Below are 14150 nucleotides of genomic sequence, written 5' to 3'. Positions count from 1 at the left end.
CAATACCACTCTTCATGTCCCTGCGCCGTAAAGACCGGATGCCCGACCGAGAAAACGAACGTCCCGCCCGGACGAAGGCAGCGATACACTTTTTCACAAAGATTGTCGAACGACTCCAGGTTTCAACGAAAAAACCAAATATTTTATCGGTTAAGATGGTAATAAATCGGAAAAAAACACGTTAAAAAAACAGGATATGAAAAATATATTCCTGCAAAACGATCATTTTTCAACGGCCTCCAACGTACTGAACCATAAAAGAAAAAGCTGCATATCGCCGTATCGGTAAGAGCAACGGACCGCTAAAAACGAGAGTAAATCTTCGAAAAACGCAAAATAATTAGCATATTTGTGAAACTTTTTAACAAAAATGCAACATTTTCGATCAAAAAATAATTAGATGAAAAAAGTAATTCTGTACAGTTTGTTGACTGTTTTGTCCGTCATGTTCTACGAATGCGGTAAAAGCGAGGAAGCGCCGGGCGAAACTTACACGTTCCAGTTTTCGGAAGAAGACTGGGCGGTTCCGGTGGCCGGAGCCAACAAAAACGTTCCGCTGGAAGCGCCGGGAGAGTGGACTGCCGAAGTCGTTTACGTTTCGGGAAGCGGCAAATGGCTCAATGCGACTCCGCTGAAAGGAAAAGCCGGAAAATCCCAGATAAACCTGTCGGTCGGTAAAAACACCTCCTACGACGAAGCGCGCGAAGCGACGCTGACCGTAACCTGCGGCACCGAAAGCAAAAGCATAAAAATCACGCAGGACACCCAGGAAGGCGTCGTCATCGAACAACAACTGTTCAACCTCAAACCGGGCGACACGCTGATCGCCGTCAAAGTATCGGCAAACGTCGGATACGAGCACACGATCGACAAATCGGCCGAAAAATGGATTCTCCCGGCCGAAGCCAAATCTTCGATGAAAGACTCCACGATCCGGTTCCAGGTGCTGGCCAACGATACGGACAAAGAACGTACCGGCACGATCACGTTCTCGCCGACAAAAGGAAACGACGTCACGGTAACCGTTAAGCAGGCCTGCGAGCCGAGGCTGACGCTGCTGCAGTTGAACCTGTGGATGGAATGTACGAAAGTTCCGAACGCTTTCAATGCGCTGGTCGACCAGATCGTATCGCTGCAACCCGATTTCGCTACGTTCTGCGAACTGTACAAAGGCGGGGACGAAGCGATCATGCCCCTGCTCGTGGACGCACTGAAACAAAAAGGGCTGACCTATTACCAAAGCCGCGTGGACGGCCGCGGACTGCTGTCGAAATACCGGATTACCGAAACGCAGAAGATCAACGAATGGATGTTCAAAGGGGTCTGCAATGTCGACGGCCGCAGAATCGCCGTCTATCCCTCACATGCCAACTACGTCTATTACTCCTGCTACTACCCGCGCGGGTACAACGACGGGGGCAACAACGGCGACTGGAGCAAAATGGCTACCGGCCCGAATACGGACGTAGCCCTGATCCTGGAACGCAACCGGCTGTCCGGACGTCCGCAGTCGACCCAGCAATTCATCGACGATGCGAAAAACGAGATCGCCAAAGGCGCGCTCGTCTTCTTCGCAGGCGACCTGAACGAACCTTCCCACCTCGACTGGCAGGCCGATACGAAAGATCTATGGGACCACAACGGCTGCGTAGTGAACTGGCAGAGCTCCATGCTGATGTACGACAACGGATTCATCGACGCTTACCGCGAAACGTATCCGAACGTCGTGGATTATCCGGGGCTTACCTGGCCGGCCGATAACAAAGACGTCGACGTAAGCACGCTGGTATGGGCCGGCGATGCCGACGAACGCGACCGGATCGATTTCGTTTATTACTATCCCCGACAGGGGCTCAGCGTCGAGAAAGCCCAAATCGTAGGGCCGTCCGGCACAATCGTCCGTAGCCAGCGGGTGGAAAACGACAGCAAGGACGAATTCATCGCCCCCGCAGGAGGACACTGGCCCAGCGACCACAAAGGATTGCTGATCACGTTCAAACTGGACGAATAATCCTCCAGAAAAAACGTATCCGAACAAGCCAGTCCGTTCATTTGCGAACGGACTGGCTTGTTTCATAAAATCTTTTCTCCGGGACGCTTCGCTTTATTACCTTTGCAGCCGGAAAAACGTCTGTCGATGAAAAAGAGTCTTATTGCGCTGGCTTTCGGAACCCTGGCGCTGGGGATCGCCGAATTCGTGATGATGGGGATTCTGCCGGACATAGCGTCCGACCTGCACGTCAGCATCGCCGAAGCCGGACACCTGATCTCGGCCTACGCGCTGGGCGTATGCGTAGGCGCCCCGATGCTGATCCTGGCCCGCAAACACCCATTGAAACGCATCCTGCTGGTACTGGTAGCCGTCATCATGGCCGGAAACGTCTGTGCGGCCCTCGCCCCGAATTTCTGGACGCTGATGGCGGCTCGGTTTGTCTCGGGACTGCCGCACGGCGCTTATTTCGGGGTCGGTTCGATCGCTGCCGAAAAACTGGCGGACAAGGGGAAAGACTCCGAAGCGGTCTCCATCATGATAGCCGGCATGACGATCGCCAACCTGCTCGGCGTTCCGCTGGGTACGGCGCTCAGTTCGATGCTTTCATGGAGAGTCACTTTCCTGCTGGTGGGATGCTGGGGAATGATCGTCCTTTACTACATCTGGCGATGGATTCCGCCGGTGGAAAATCTACCGGACACGGGATTCCGGGGGCAGTTCCGCTTCCTGCGATCACCGGCCCCGTGGCTGCTCATTTTCGCCACGATGCTCGGCAACGGCGGCGTATTCTGCTGGTACAGCTACGTCAGTCCGATGTTAGTGCACGTTTCGGGATTTTCCCCCGACAGGCTGACCCTGCTGATGATACTGGCCGGTTTCGGTATGGTCGTGGGGAACCTGACCGGCGGCCGTCTGTCCGACCGGTTCACTCCGGGCCGGGTCGCCGCCGTTTCGCAGGGATCGATCTTCGTAATCTTGCTATTGCTGTTCTTCACCGCACATACGGCCTGGCTCGGCGCACTGCTGATGTGTCTGTGCACCGCAGGACTGTTCGCCGTATCGAGCCCGCAGCAAATTCTGTTGATCCGCTACTCCAAAGGCGGCGAAATGCTCGGCGCCGGAAGCGTGCAGGTAGCATTCAATCTCGGAAACGCCATCGGAGCCTATTGCGGCGGATTGCCGCTGGATGCGGGATTGGGATACCAGTATCCGGCTTTGGTCGGAGCGCCTTTCGCCCTGGCCGGTTTCGTCCTGCTGACCGTATTCCACCGCAAATACGAACGGAGTCGGTAAACCGTGCGGAAGACGAAAGATCCGTATTTGATATGTGTCTTTAATCTGTCTGAAAAAGATAAGAAACGGTCTAAAACCCTTCCGGAAGCGGGAAAGTATACATCGGCGCTTCGGTGTTCGAATTCACCATGACCAGCACCTGATTGACCGTATCTATATCGAATCCGTTCACGCGACGATTCAATTTATATTTCCGAAGCATCGTACCGTCAAGATCATATACCAATAGTTGATCAGAGCCATCCGGAACATTTTTACCTCGCCGTACAAGTTCAATCATTTCTTTACGATCCGCTCCCCGGATGACGTCCGGTACGCCTCCTTCGCCTATTATTGAAATGATCCCGTCATGCCCCTGCTTATATATCTCCAAAAGATCTCCGAGCTGGGACACGTTTACGGCTATTTTCGGTTCTTCTTGATAGGCAATCGATGAATTCCACAACGAAGTCATATATTTCTCCAATACCGATCGACGTTTTACATCGACGTAATCAGGCAACTCAACCTTTAACAAAGGCATAGTATCCGATGCAGACAGTTCAACGAAATTCCTCTCCTTCGAATTATGGATTATAAAAAGGCCCCGCGGAGTAACTTTGTAATTCAAAACGGGACTGAAACCGGTAGGATAGTATATACATGTGTCGGGGTTATCGCTTCCTTCGGCGGTAAGACAATACCCGAACGAAAGCGCCGTCGCCGGCGTGAAGATCCAATATGAAAACCAATGAATCGGCCAATCTGATTTTATACGGATAGAAGAAAACTGTTTCACGCGGCATCGAGCAACGCCTCCTCCACCTGAGTGACGGACATCATTCCGCATGAACGCATGGGAGAAGGGCTGGGCATGTACGGACTTTCGATGGCCATATCAACTGCCGTGGCACCCGCATTGGGTCTGGCAATGATGAACCTATTGCGCTTCGTTTGTAAATGGTAGAATCCGCAATTGAATCGCTATCGGATATAGGGAATACAAATGTAAGAGTTCGTTATTGCTATGAAAGCGCAAACGTGGTCGTATGCTATGTATATTCCCTCTGGCTTTAGTCAGAATAGATATTTATAAACGGCTCACGATTTTTCAGGCTTGGGCTGGCAATAGAATTTCATCTGAATCAAAGTAAATCGGATAATTCTTTGTAATTCGCGTTTTGGGTATTAAATTTAACATTGAATAGGTTAGAGTAAGACGAACGCCTCAACTTATCAAGTGGGGAGAGTATTGCCGAGCGATAGGGTTCTCCGACGGATAGGCCCGTAATCTCGTGAACATGCGGCCCGTCCGTTTTTCCAGTAGTCTATATTCAAGCGAACACTCCCAACATTTCGATGCAGAAAATGCCGAAGCGAGGCTCACAAAGGATGAGAAAGGCCCCAGAGGGTTTCAACTGTTCATCGACCAAATACCGATTCTGAGATGGTTCCGGCAAAAGGCGAAAGAGTTTTTGGAGCATATCGGAATCAAGATCAAAGACCGCGAGCAGGGTCGGGGAATGGGGATGAGATAAATCCTAAACCCGGCATTTCATTAATATATTAGACAAATTTTCGTATATTTACCGCGATAAACCAATTAATTAAAGGCGAGCCTATGGCATAAACGGAAATATACAAGACATAATATAAAAAGCGTTAGCTTTTATTCTTGCTTCTGAAATTACCACTTTTAAAGCGATCAAGAGTAAAGTTAATGCCTGCGGAAACGTGGGCTTTACTCATTTATTTGATCGCAGGTTGTGGTAGACCTCAGAAGCAGATAAAAAGGTACTGTCCCACGTCTTTTTATGTGTAACTAAAACTCCGCCGGGGGACGGGCGGAACCGATTTATACAAATGAAAAAACATCTGTTTTTATTGATGCTTTCAACGGCGATTCTTGCCGGTTGCAGCAAAAACGAAGGCGGAGAAGGCGAGCCATTCACTCCGCCCGCACAAGAACAACTTACACAAAACGCCTATGCCGATAACGAGAGTACGGGCGGCGGCTTTTCGTTCACGGCCGGCGCCCCCTGGACGGCGACCGTGAACGAAGTGCAGGCGCAGGCTTCGGCATTGGCATCCGTACAAACAAAATCCGTTACACGGGCTGCAGACAACAACGGCAATAACGTAGTCTGGCTGAAACTCTACAACGGCGACAAGGAGGCTTATAGCGGCGGGGCCGGGACGATTACGCTCCGCATCGAGATCGACCAGAACTATACGGGAGAACGGCGCGAGGCGACGATTACCATCCGTTCGGGCAACAACACCTTTACCGTAACGGTCGTTCAGGAGGGAACCAAGCAAGACGGCAGCGAGAACGAGCCGCCGGTCAAAGTGACGAAGATTACCCTCGACAAAACCGAACTTTCGTTGGATGCAGGAGCTAAAACGACGCTGACCGCCACCGTAGAGCCTGCCGACGCCACGATCAAATCGGTGGTATGGTCGAGCAGCAACCCTGCCGTTGCGGACGTAAATCCCGTAACCGGCGAAATCACCGCGATAGCCGACGGAACGGCGACCGTTACGGCTACCTCTTCCTCTAACAAAGAAGTGTCGGCCTCTTGCGCGGTAACGGTGGGCAACGACGAACCTGTCGTACCCGATCCCTCGAGCTACGCTCTTGTCAGCCGGATCGAACGCACGGTAACTTATTGGAATCAACTCCCCACTTCGGATCACGATGAAGAGGAGGCGACCTATACGTTCGAATACGACGACCATAATCGCGTTTCGTCATATACGATCGACATCCGCCCCACCAACGATCCGGAAGGTTCGAGCCAACTGGTCAGCAACATCGACTACTCGGCACCGGATCGTCTCCGCATCGAGGATCGGTGGTCGGACGCCGGAACACAAACCTACGACGTCCTGCTGAACGACAAAGGATACATCCGACAGGGCAAATCGCATCCCTATTCCCATGACGAAGATAATTATGAGTTTTACACCTATGAGATAGAATATAACGACGAAGACCGTATCTCGCGCGTCGCCTACTCCAATACGTGGAACACGTATACCTATAAAGACGGTGTGCTGTCGGGCGGTTCCTATTCCGACGGAGCTCAGCCGGACGAAGTGTCCGGGTTCGAGCAATATTTCAACCAGACGCCGAACGACAAGTTGAATCTGGACATCAATATGCTCTTTTTACCGGATATGCTATTGGAAGAAACCGAAGACGGAGAGGTGCCGGGCCGGCTCGGGCGCTTGGCTCTGCTGCGCCTGGCGGGTCGCGGTATGGACCGTTACACGACAATATTTACCGGATGGAGTGACGATGAAGGAGCCTCTGTCGCTACTCCTGGCTATCCGGAGCCCAATGTGAAGGTTCATAAGAGTTACGAATACTACACTTATGTCGAGGACACGGAGGAGCGCCTGGATTACGTCTTTAACGACGACGGTACGGTCGCTTCGGTCACAGCACACGCAACCGTGGCCAAAATCAAGCATGAATACGACATCGTGGTAGGTAATGAACCCGTCCATCCCGAATACCCTGAAGCAGGATATAAATACGAGATCAAAAACAGAAAAGATACCGAACTGGATCGCGGTACGAATTCGGCCGTCTATTCGTTTACCTACCGCTAATTTCTTGTATAACTAAAGAAGACAGACTACGATATAACTTTTTAATCTATCTTTTAACGATACGCAAATTATATGAAAGAGCATCCCTCCGAATGTGGGATGCTCTGATTTTATGTGTTTGCCATTGCGGAGCAGTTAATACGAGGTAAAAGCATAAAAATATCTGCACGGATTCCCGGAAATTCACTATCGTTTATGAATCTATATTCTTTTAATTTTGTCCATATTTCTTTACTCAGATTCGGGATTGTAAATGCTCCCAGCTATTGTCATACCCTTTTTGATGATTGCTAAGTGATATTATCACGGAAATTGTCCTATCTGTTTTTAATTCCATCAAATAAAATGCCGTACAAATTTAAAACAAAGCCGCCTCACAGTGCACTGTGAGGCGGCTTTGTCGAGGTCTGAAGCGGATTCGAACCGCTGTAGCAGCTTTTGCAGAGCTGTGCCTAGCCACTCGGCCATCAGACCCTTTCGGGAGTGCAAATATACGATAATATTTCATACGCCCAAAATTTTACAGGACTAAATCTCCCATTTTCATACGGATATTCCTTTAAGGTGTGCTGCTTTTGTTCGGAAACGGATAAAAACGTACCGCGAAATATAAAATCGATCTCGGCACCTTTCGCAACGAAGCGTGGCGGACATTCGGCCGATATGAACTTTTTCGCCGTCCAACACAGGGAGAACACAACTGGAGATCAGCCGGTAATTGTACTGTTTCTCTTCTCTGCCCGATTTACTTTGTGACGGCATGTTTCAATAAACGATTCCTGCATCCATCGCTTACCACCTGATGTAATCATTTCATTATTTATTTTGGACTTTTTGTGTTTCAGGGAGTAGTAAAGCGTGATTTAGATCCGGTCTCTGTTATTCAATACGTTTCTCGGTATGCCGGGAAACGGTGAAAATTCAGCAAGTACAACCATAATCATACCTTGTGCGCCTGGGCGACGTTGCCCAGAAAAATCAAACGAAATATGATAATAGGTTATTTACGGGTAAGCACCGGGAAACAGAATCCGGGCAACCAGCAGGACGAGATCCGGCGTTTCGCCGAGAGTCGGAATTGGATCGTAGACAACTGGGTTACGGAAGTGGCCAGTGGCAGCAAACGGGAACAGGACCGCAAACTTGGGACTTTGCTCCGTAAGATGAAACGGGGTGATACGCTGATCGTAACGGAAATCTCGCGCCTGAGCCGGACGCTCACGGATGTGATGGCGATCATGGGCAGGTGCCTGCAAAAGGAGATCAATCTTTACACGACCAAAGAGGGTTACACATTCGACAACAGCATTAACAGTAAAGTGCTTTGTTTTGCATTCGGATTGGTCGCCGAAATCGAACGCAACCTGATCTCGATGCGCACCAGAGAGGCGCTGGCCCTACGCAAAGCCGAAGGCGTGGTGCTTGGCCGCAGAAAGGGCAGTTATACGAAGTTCAACTGCTGACCGAGAATCGGCAGCACGTTATCCGGATGTTGCATCAGGACAAATCCGTCACCGACATATGCAAACGTTTCGATCTCTCGCGGGACACCTTCGATAAATTCCGCCGGAGCTACCCATCGGTACAGCAAGCTCTCCGGGAGAAAGAAATGCGACGGGTACGGCGTTTCCGCAGCAATCGCTTACAAACGCTTACCTGAGCGTGGTATTTCAAGAGCCCGAAGATACAACTTCGGGCTTAATTCTTGGTTTACAACAGCAAACTTACGGAAATTAGAAACGATTTCCAAATAAATATTGCAAATATATATCACACAACAAATTGCCAAAAGTATGTTTCATTGCTTTTTAGGTTTACACCTCCTTTTATTCATATACCACGAGATAACCAACTTCCTGACGGCTGAAAAGGGCCTAACTCTGACCGGGGAGGGTACGATAGACAATACTTCGGAGGACAACAGCGACCTGGGTAACGGCTACCAGAAATCGCTGATCCATGTCATGGGCGGAGAGTGCGTTATCGACGGCGTTACCCTGATTAACGACCCCGAATACCATTGGCATGGAAACTCATCAACGGGGCATCCTTACAATAGTGCGGCAATCGCTTATTGGAATGATGCGAATGTAACCATAAAGAACGCCAGGATCATTTCGGGCGAGTTCACCGTCTGCGGTATGGGACGCGACGTCGCCAGCGGAGAGATCACCCTTGTTGACAGTTATTTCGAATCTACTTCCTCAAATAAGGATAACGGTACGCACTGGGCTTACGCAATGCGTCTGTTCGGCTCGAAAGTAAGAATCGACGGTTGCGAGGTCAAAGGCATTCAGGGCGGCATCTCCATTGAAAGTTGTCAGGATGCGGTCATCAGCAGTGGCAAGTATTACACGGTAAATACGCCGGGGCAGATAGATGCCTTTTATGCGTTATATATAACCAACGGCGCGAAAGTCACGATTACGGGCGGAGAGTTTTCCGCAGCCAATGACCGGTCCGGGGGGGTTGCAGATCGAGGGAACGAGCGCTGTCGTGTCGGGCGACAATGACGTTGATCTGCCGACCGGAAGCGTAATTCTCAAAGGCGGTAAATTCAGCGGCAAAGCTTATAACCATACAACCTCGGTCGTTTACGAACCGGCCACGGGTTACAAGTGGCAGACGATCGAAGGCGGTGGCGATTTGAAATGGGAAGTTGTCGCCGAATAAGGCAGGGGGTCAAGTTGGAGTGACCCAAACCCGATAAAACACCGATTACCCGATAGGGGTTAAACTATGTACACAAACAAAACAAAAGCGACTGTTATGTCGCTTTTGTTTTTTACGCCCTTAAATTTTGCGAAAACGAGTTGTCAAAACGATATTCAACTTTCGTTTCAATTGATTGCACCTTCGTGCATCACGCCCCGTTAGACGGCTACCGCACATAGCGCTCCTTTATCGAAAAAGAGTAATCCTGTCCGGGAGACGCTGCCGTCAGCCGACCGATGAAGCGATCCGGCGCAGCATACGGCGGATGATGATCCGATGAAACGGCCGGATCAGTGCGAAATAGATCCGGCCGAGCCGGTTATGGTATTGCACCGCCGTGGAAATACTGATTCGCCGCACCCCGTCGGGACGGGGGAGCACGCTGAGCGAGACCGTAAAGATCAAATGTTTATCGTCATTGGACAGTACCGCTTCCCGCTCCGATTCTTCGACGATCGCTTTCCGGAAAACACGGGATTCTCCCGTCTTCAAACCGAAAGGCGCAACGAGCGCATTACGGATTTTCATCAGCCCGTTCACCCAGCGCGGAGTATCGGAGAAAACGGATTCCAACAGTTTCCCGGGACGCAATTCCGCATCGGAGTTTACGTCGAGACTGTAAGAGTCCGAATAATCGGCCCGGATCGGTTCGGCGGAATCCGCATCGGAATACATGCTGAAAAAATTTAAAAACGCGGTTTGAGAATTTCGGAATACAGCACGGCCATTTTCGGATCGAAACCGCCCGGAAACGCCCTTTCGGAAGAAGCCGGTTCCGGCTCCGTAGCAAGCTGCGGAGTAGGGGAATTCCCCTGATCCGCGGTAGACATCGGCTCCGGCGCGTTATCTCCGACCATGTCGTCGTACGAAAAGACCGTACGGTTCTCGAACGCTTCGATCGCCTCGTCGTCGTAAGACAGCATCTCCGTCGGCAGCGCGTCCGCATCCGGAACAGTCCGCTGCACCGGACGCGAATCGGCCGCAGATTCCGTATCGGCTCCGCCCCCTTTTTTAAGTTCGCGCATCAGGTCGTCCCACGGAGAATCGGACGGAGCGGTATCCGCCTGCTCCTCGCTTTCGGAAACCGGTTGTTTTTTCTTTTTCGCAGCGGAAATTATTGCGAAGACAGTAATCAGAAGTACCGGAAGCAACTCTTTCAGATCCATAGCTATTCGATTTTATTTTCCACCCGGTTTACCTGCTCGACCCCCTTGATCCGGATCACCTTGTCGATAATCATCTTCAGATCCTTGATATTTTTCACATAGAGGCTGATCCGCCCTTCGAAGATACCGTCGTGGCTCTGGATATGCAACTCCCGGATGTTCGTGTTCAGCTCGCCGGTAATCACCTGCGACAGTTCCATCAGGATCCCGATCCGATCGATTCCGCGCAACTCGAGGATCGACAGGTAGGACATCGCCTTGTGGCTCGACCAGGTGACCGGCGTCAGACGATTGCCGTGCTGGGCAGCCAGTTTAATCAGTTCGTTGCAGTTTTTCTTGTGAACGTCGATCTTGTGCGTATCGGGATTGCTGTAACCGACAACTTCGTCGCCCGGAATCGGATTGCAACACGGGGCGATCTCGAACTCCGGATCGTCCGCATCCTCCGGCGATGCGCCGTCAATTACCTTTTTCCCTTTTTTCTTATCGTCGCCTCCGAGGAACTTGAATGGATTCGGTATCTGCAACGTCCAGAATTTCAAAATCTTATTGGCAGGATTGTCGCGCAGGATCTTTTCGATCCCGTCCAGTTTCAGGATGCCGGCCCCCAACTTGCTGTAAAACTCGTCCTTCGTAGCGCAGTCGTAAGCAGGCAGCACTTTCCGGAACACGCGGGCACTCGGCACGATGCCGAACTCCTTGAGCTTTCCTTCGAACAGCACGATCCCGTTAGCGATGTTATTGAGATTCTCCTTTTTCAGGAAAACCATGATCGACTGCTTGGCCTTGGTCGTAATCACATGATCGAGCCATTCGGCCTTCGGCTTCACATTTTTCGACGTGATGATCTCGATCTGGTCGCCGCTGCTGATCGGTGCGAAAATCGATTCGATCTTCCGGTTGATCTTGGCGCCCATCGCGCTGTTGCCGATCTTCGTATGAATCTCATAAGCGAAATCGAGCGCCGTAGCGCCCTGAGGCAATGTCCGCGAATCGCCTTTCGGCGTAAACACGACGATCTCGTAGGTATAAAGGCTCAGTTTGAAATTGTCGAGGAATTCGACGGCATTGTCCGTCGGGCTGTTCAGCGCTTCGCGCACCTGCTTCATCCAACGGTCGAATTCGCCTTCCTCCTTCGACAACTCGCCCGATTTGTACTTCCAATGCGCGGCGAATCCCCGCTCGGCAATCTCTTCCATCCGCTGCGAACGAATCTGCACCTCGACCCACACGCCGTCGGGACCCATCACCGTGGAGTGCAGGGCCTCGTAACCGTTCGCTTTCGGAATGTTCACCCAGTCGCGGATCCGATCCGGTTTCGGCTTGTAAATATCGGTTACCAACGAGTAGATGTGCCAGCACTGCGACTTTTCGGGAATCAGCGGCGAAGGCCGGAACACGATGCGAATCGCGAAGAGATCATAGATCTCTTCGAAAGCGATATGCTTGCGCTGCATTTTGGCCCAGATCGAATAGATCGACTTGACGCGCCCCGATATTTCGAAGTCGATATCGTTGCCCTTGAGCTTCTCGATAATCGGCTGACTGAATTTTTCGATAAATTTCGACCGGTCGGCTTCGGTTTCCTGGATCTTGGCTTCGATCTGCCGGTAATCTTCCGGGAAACGGTATTTCAACGACAGATCCTCCAGTTCGCTTTTGATCGCGAACAACCCCAGGCGGTAAGCCAACGGAGCGAACAGATAGATCGTTTCGCTGGTGATTTTCATCTGCTTATGCGGAGGCATCGATTCCAGCGTACGCATGTTGTGCAGCCGGTCGGCGATCTTGATCAGGATCACCCGGACGTCGTCGGAAAGCGTCAGCAGCATTTTGCGGAAATTTTCCGCCTGCTCCGAAGCGCTGGTTTTGAAAACGCCCGACATTTTGGTCAGTCCGTCCACCATCAGCGCGATTTTGGGTCCGAAACGGCTTTCGATATCCTCCACCGTATAGTCGGTATCCTCGACGACATCGTGCAACAAGGCCGCGATCACCGACTTGACGCCGAGGCCGATTTCATCCACGACGATCCGGGCCACCGCCAGCGGGTGCACGATGTAAGGCTCCCCGGAACGGCGGCGCACTCCCTCGTGAGCCTCCTTCGCCAAGAAAAAGGCCCGTTTGATCAGATCCCTGTCATATTCATTTTTACAGATTTTGGCACAACTCCGCATCAGTTTGTCAAACTGCTCGCCAATCATGCGTTCATCTTCCTGCGAATAACCCATCAATCTCCCGTTTTACATACGCCGACATCAATCCCTTGCCCGCCGAGGACAAGACAAAACATGTTTTCGGGTACGCCCCGGACGGAATCAGGCTGTGTCTCCCGCCGGCCGTACCGCACCCGCGCCCGCTAACCGGCGGCGACAAGCGCTTCGCGCACTTTGGCCTCCACCTCGGCCGCAAACTCAGGATCGGCCTTGAACGCCTCCTTGACGGCATCGCGCCCTTGTCCGATCTTCCTGTCGCCGTAAGAAAACCACGAGCCGCTCTTCTTGATAATTCCCTGATCCACTCCCAGGTCGATGATCTCGCCGATCTTCGAAATTCCTTCGCCGTACATGATATCGAATTCCGCTTTGCGGAACGGGGGAGCCAGTTTGTTTTTCACGATCTTGACACGCGCCCGCGCGCCCATCTGTTCTTCTCCGTCTTTGATCACCGAAGCCTTGCGGATATCGACCCGGACGCTGGCGTAAAATTTCAGCGCATTACCGCCCGTCGTAGTCTCCGGATTCCCGTAAACCACGCCGATCTTATCGCGAAGTTGGTTGATGAAAATACAAACGGTTCCCGTCTTGCTGATATTGGCCGTCAGTTTACGCAAAGCCTGCGACATCAGTCGCGCCTGCAACCCCATTTTCGATTCGCCCATCTCGCCTTCGATTTCGGCCTTCGGCGTCAGCGCGGCGACCGAGTCGATCACCACGATATCGATGGCGCTCGAACGGATCAGGTGGTCGGCGATCTCCAGCGCCTGCTCCCCGTTGTCGGGCTGCGAAATCAGCAGGTCGTCGATATCCACGCCGAGCTTCTGCGCATACGTGCTGTCGAAAGCATGTTCCGCGTCGATAAATGCGGCGATTCCGCCCGCTTTCTGGGCCTCGGCGATCGCGTGGATAGCCAGCGTGGTTTTACCCGACGATTCGGGGCCGAAAATCTCGATAATACGTCCTTTCGGATACCCGCCGATCCCGAGCGCATGGTCGATCGTTACCGACCCGGACGGGATGACCGGGACTTTGTCGACCGCCCGGTCGCTCATTTTCATGATGGCGCCTTTCCCGAAATCCTTCTCGATCTTATCCATCACGGCGCTCAATACCTTGAGCTTCTCAGGATTCACCTGAGGCTTCTCCTTTTCTGCCATATTTTTTCGT

Annotated in this window: 10 protein-coding genes, 1 tRNA gene and 1 pseudogene; 6 read left to right on the top strand and 6 right to left on the bottom strand. The window is 51.7% G+C overall.

Going from position 1 to position 14150, the window contains the following annotated elements:
* Positions 1-400: 400 nt before the first annotated feature.
* On the top strand, positions 401-2011 hold the full coding sequence (locus PGR91_RS06025; protein WP_055204024.1) for a BACON domain-containing protein: 1611 nt from the start codon (positions 401-403) through the stop codon (positions 2009-2011).
* A 126-nt stretch (positions 2012-2137) separates the two neighbouring features.
* Positions 2138-3286, top strand: a complete 1149-nt coding sequence (gene araJ / locus PGR91_RS06020; RefSeq protein ID WP_101570746.1) for an MFS transporter AraJ — start codon at positions 2138-2140, stop codon at positions 3284-3286.
* A gap of 70 nt (positions 3287-3356) precedes the next feature.
* Here araJ and PGR91_RS06015 read toward each other — a convergent pair whose 3' ends face one another.
* The gene (locus PGR91_RS06015; protein ID WP_147387395.1) at positions 3357-3752 is read right to left on the bottom strand and encodes a hypothetical protein; all 396 of its coding nucleotides are present in this window, start codon (positions 3750-3752) and stop codon (positions 3357-3359) included.
* A gap of 1376 nt (positions 3753-5128) precedes the next feature.
* On the opposite strand from PGR91_RS06015, the gene PGR91_RS06010 reads away from it, so the two are divergent.
* Positions 5129-6883 carry an Ig-like domain-containing protein gene (locus PGR91_RS06010; protein WP_220452160.1) on the top strand — a complete coding sequence of 585 codons (1755 nt, stop codon included), beginning with the start codon at positions 5129-5131 and terminating at the stop codon, positions 6881-6883.
* Positions 6884-7286: 403 nt separating this feature from the next.
* Here the strand turns inward: PGR91_RS06010 and PGR91_RS06005 are convergent.
* Positions 7287-7357, bottom strand: a tRNA-Cys gene (locus PGR91_RS06005).
* Between the two features lie 515 nt (positions 7358-7872).
* On the opposite strand from PGR91_RS06005, the pseudogene PGR91_RS06000 reads away from it, so the two are divergent.
* The 3 genes and pseudogenes from PGR91_RS06000 to PGR91_RS05990 all read left to right on the top strand — a co-directional run bounded on the left by PGR91_RS06000 (position 7873) and on the right by PGR91_RS05990 (position 9556).
* A pseudogene (locus PGR91_RS06000) lies at positions 7873-8543 on the top strand (recombinase family protein).
* Positions 8544-8676: 133 nt separating this feature from the next.
* On the top strand, positions 8677-9396 hold the full coding sequence (locus PGR91_RS05995) for a hypothetical protein (RefSeq protein ID WP_182424180.1): 720 nt from the start codon (positions 8677-8679) through the stop codon (positions 9394-9396).
* Positions 9380-9556: a hypothetical protein gene (locus tag PGR91_RS05990; protein WP_182424181.1), complete on the top strand. Its 177-nt coding sequence runs from the start codon at positions 9380-9382 to the stop codon at positions 9554-9556. Before PGR91_RS05995 ends, PGR91_RS05990 begins: the two co-directional genes overlap by 17 nt.
* A 267-nt stretch (positions 9557-9823) precedes the next feature.
* Here PGR91_RS05990 and PGR91_RS05985 read toward each other — a convergent pair whose 3' ends face one another.
* The 4 genes from PGR91_RS05985 to recA all read right to left on the bottom strand — a co-directional run bounded on the left by PGR91_RS05985 (position 9824) and on the right by recA (position 14140).
* Positions 9824-10273 carry a DUF2867 domain-containing protein gene (locus PGR91_RS05985; RefSeq protein ID WP_101570768.1) on the bottom strand — a complete coding sequence of 150 codons (450 nt, stop codon included), beginning with the start codon at positions 10271-10273 and terminating at the stop codon, positions 9824-9826.
* A gap of 11 nt (positions 10274-10284) precedes the next feature.
* Positions 10285-10764 carry a hypothetical protein gene (locus PGR91_RS05980; RefSeq protein ID WP_101570769.1) on the bottom strand — a complete coding sequence of 160 codons (480 nt, stop codon included), beginning with the start codon at positions 10762-10764 and terminating at the stop codon, positions 10285-10287.
* Positions 10765-10766: 2 nt separating this feature from the next.
* Positions 10767-12995 (bottom strand): RelA/SpoT family protein, encoded by a 2229-nt coding sequence (locus PGR91_RS05975; protein ID WP_101570771.1) that lies wholly within the window; start codon positions 12993-12995, stop codon positions 10767-10769.
* Positions 12996-13123: 128 nt separating this feature from the next.
* Entirely contained in the window at positions 13124-14140 is a 1017-nt protein-coding gene (recA, locus tag PGR91_RS05970) for a recombinase RecA (protein WP_118656531.1), read from the bottom strand.
* Between the last annotated feature and the right edge of the window lie 10 nt (positions 14141-14150).

It is taken from the genome of Candidatus Alistipes pullistercoris (genome assembly GCF_027665465.1).
GTDB lineage: Bacteria > Bacteroidota > Bacteroidia > Bacteroidales > Rikenellaceae > Alistipes_A > Alistipes_A hominis.
Note: the sequence above shows the minus strand (reverse complement) of the source record. Positions and strands in the feature narration are given on the sequence as shown.

What these genes read in the sequence shown, in the direction of transcription:
- PGR91_RS06025 (WP_055204024.1), top strand. Translation starts at nt 401, where the DNA reads ATGAAAAAAGTAATTCTGTACAGTTTGTTGACTGTTTTGTCCGTCATG.
- araJ (WP_101570746.1), top strand. Translation starts at nt 2,138, where the DNA reads ATGAAAAAGAGTCTTATTGCGCTGGCTTTCGGAACCCTGGCGCTGGGG.
- PGR91_RS06010 (WP_220452160.1), top strand. Translation starts at nt 5,129, where the DNA reads ATGAAAAAACATCTGTTTTTATTGATGCTTTCAACGGCGATTCTTGCC.
- PGR91_RS05995 (WP_182424180.1), top strand. Translation starts at nt 8,677, where the DNA reads ATGTTTCATTGCTTTTTAGGTTTACACCTCCTTTTATTCATATACCAC.
- PGR91_RS05985 (WP_101570768.1), bottom strand. Translation starts at nt 10,273, where the DNA reads ATGTATTCCGATGCGGATTCCGCCGAACCGATCCGGGCCGATTATTCG.
- PGR91_RS05980 (WP_101570769.1), bottom strand. Translation starts at nt 10,764, where the DNA reads ATGGATCTGAAAGAGTTGCTTCCGGTACTTCTGATTACTGTCTTCGCA.
- PGR91_RS05975 (WP_101570771.1), bottom strand. Translation starts at nt 12,995, where the DNA reads ATGGGTTATTCGCAGGAAGATGAACGCATGATTGGCGAGCAGTTTGAC.
- recA (WP_118656531.1), bottom strand. Translation starts at nt 14,140, where the DNA reads ATGGCAGAAAAGGAGAAGCCTCAGGTGAATCCTGAGAAGCTCAAGGTA.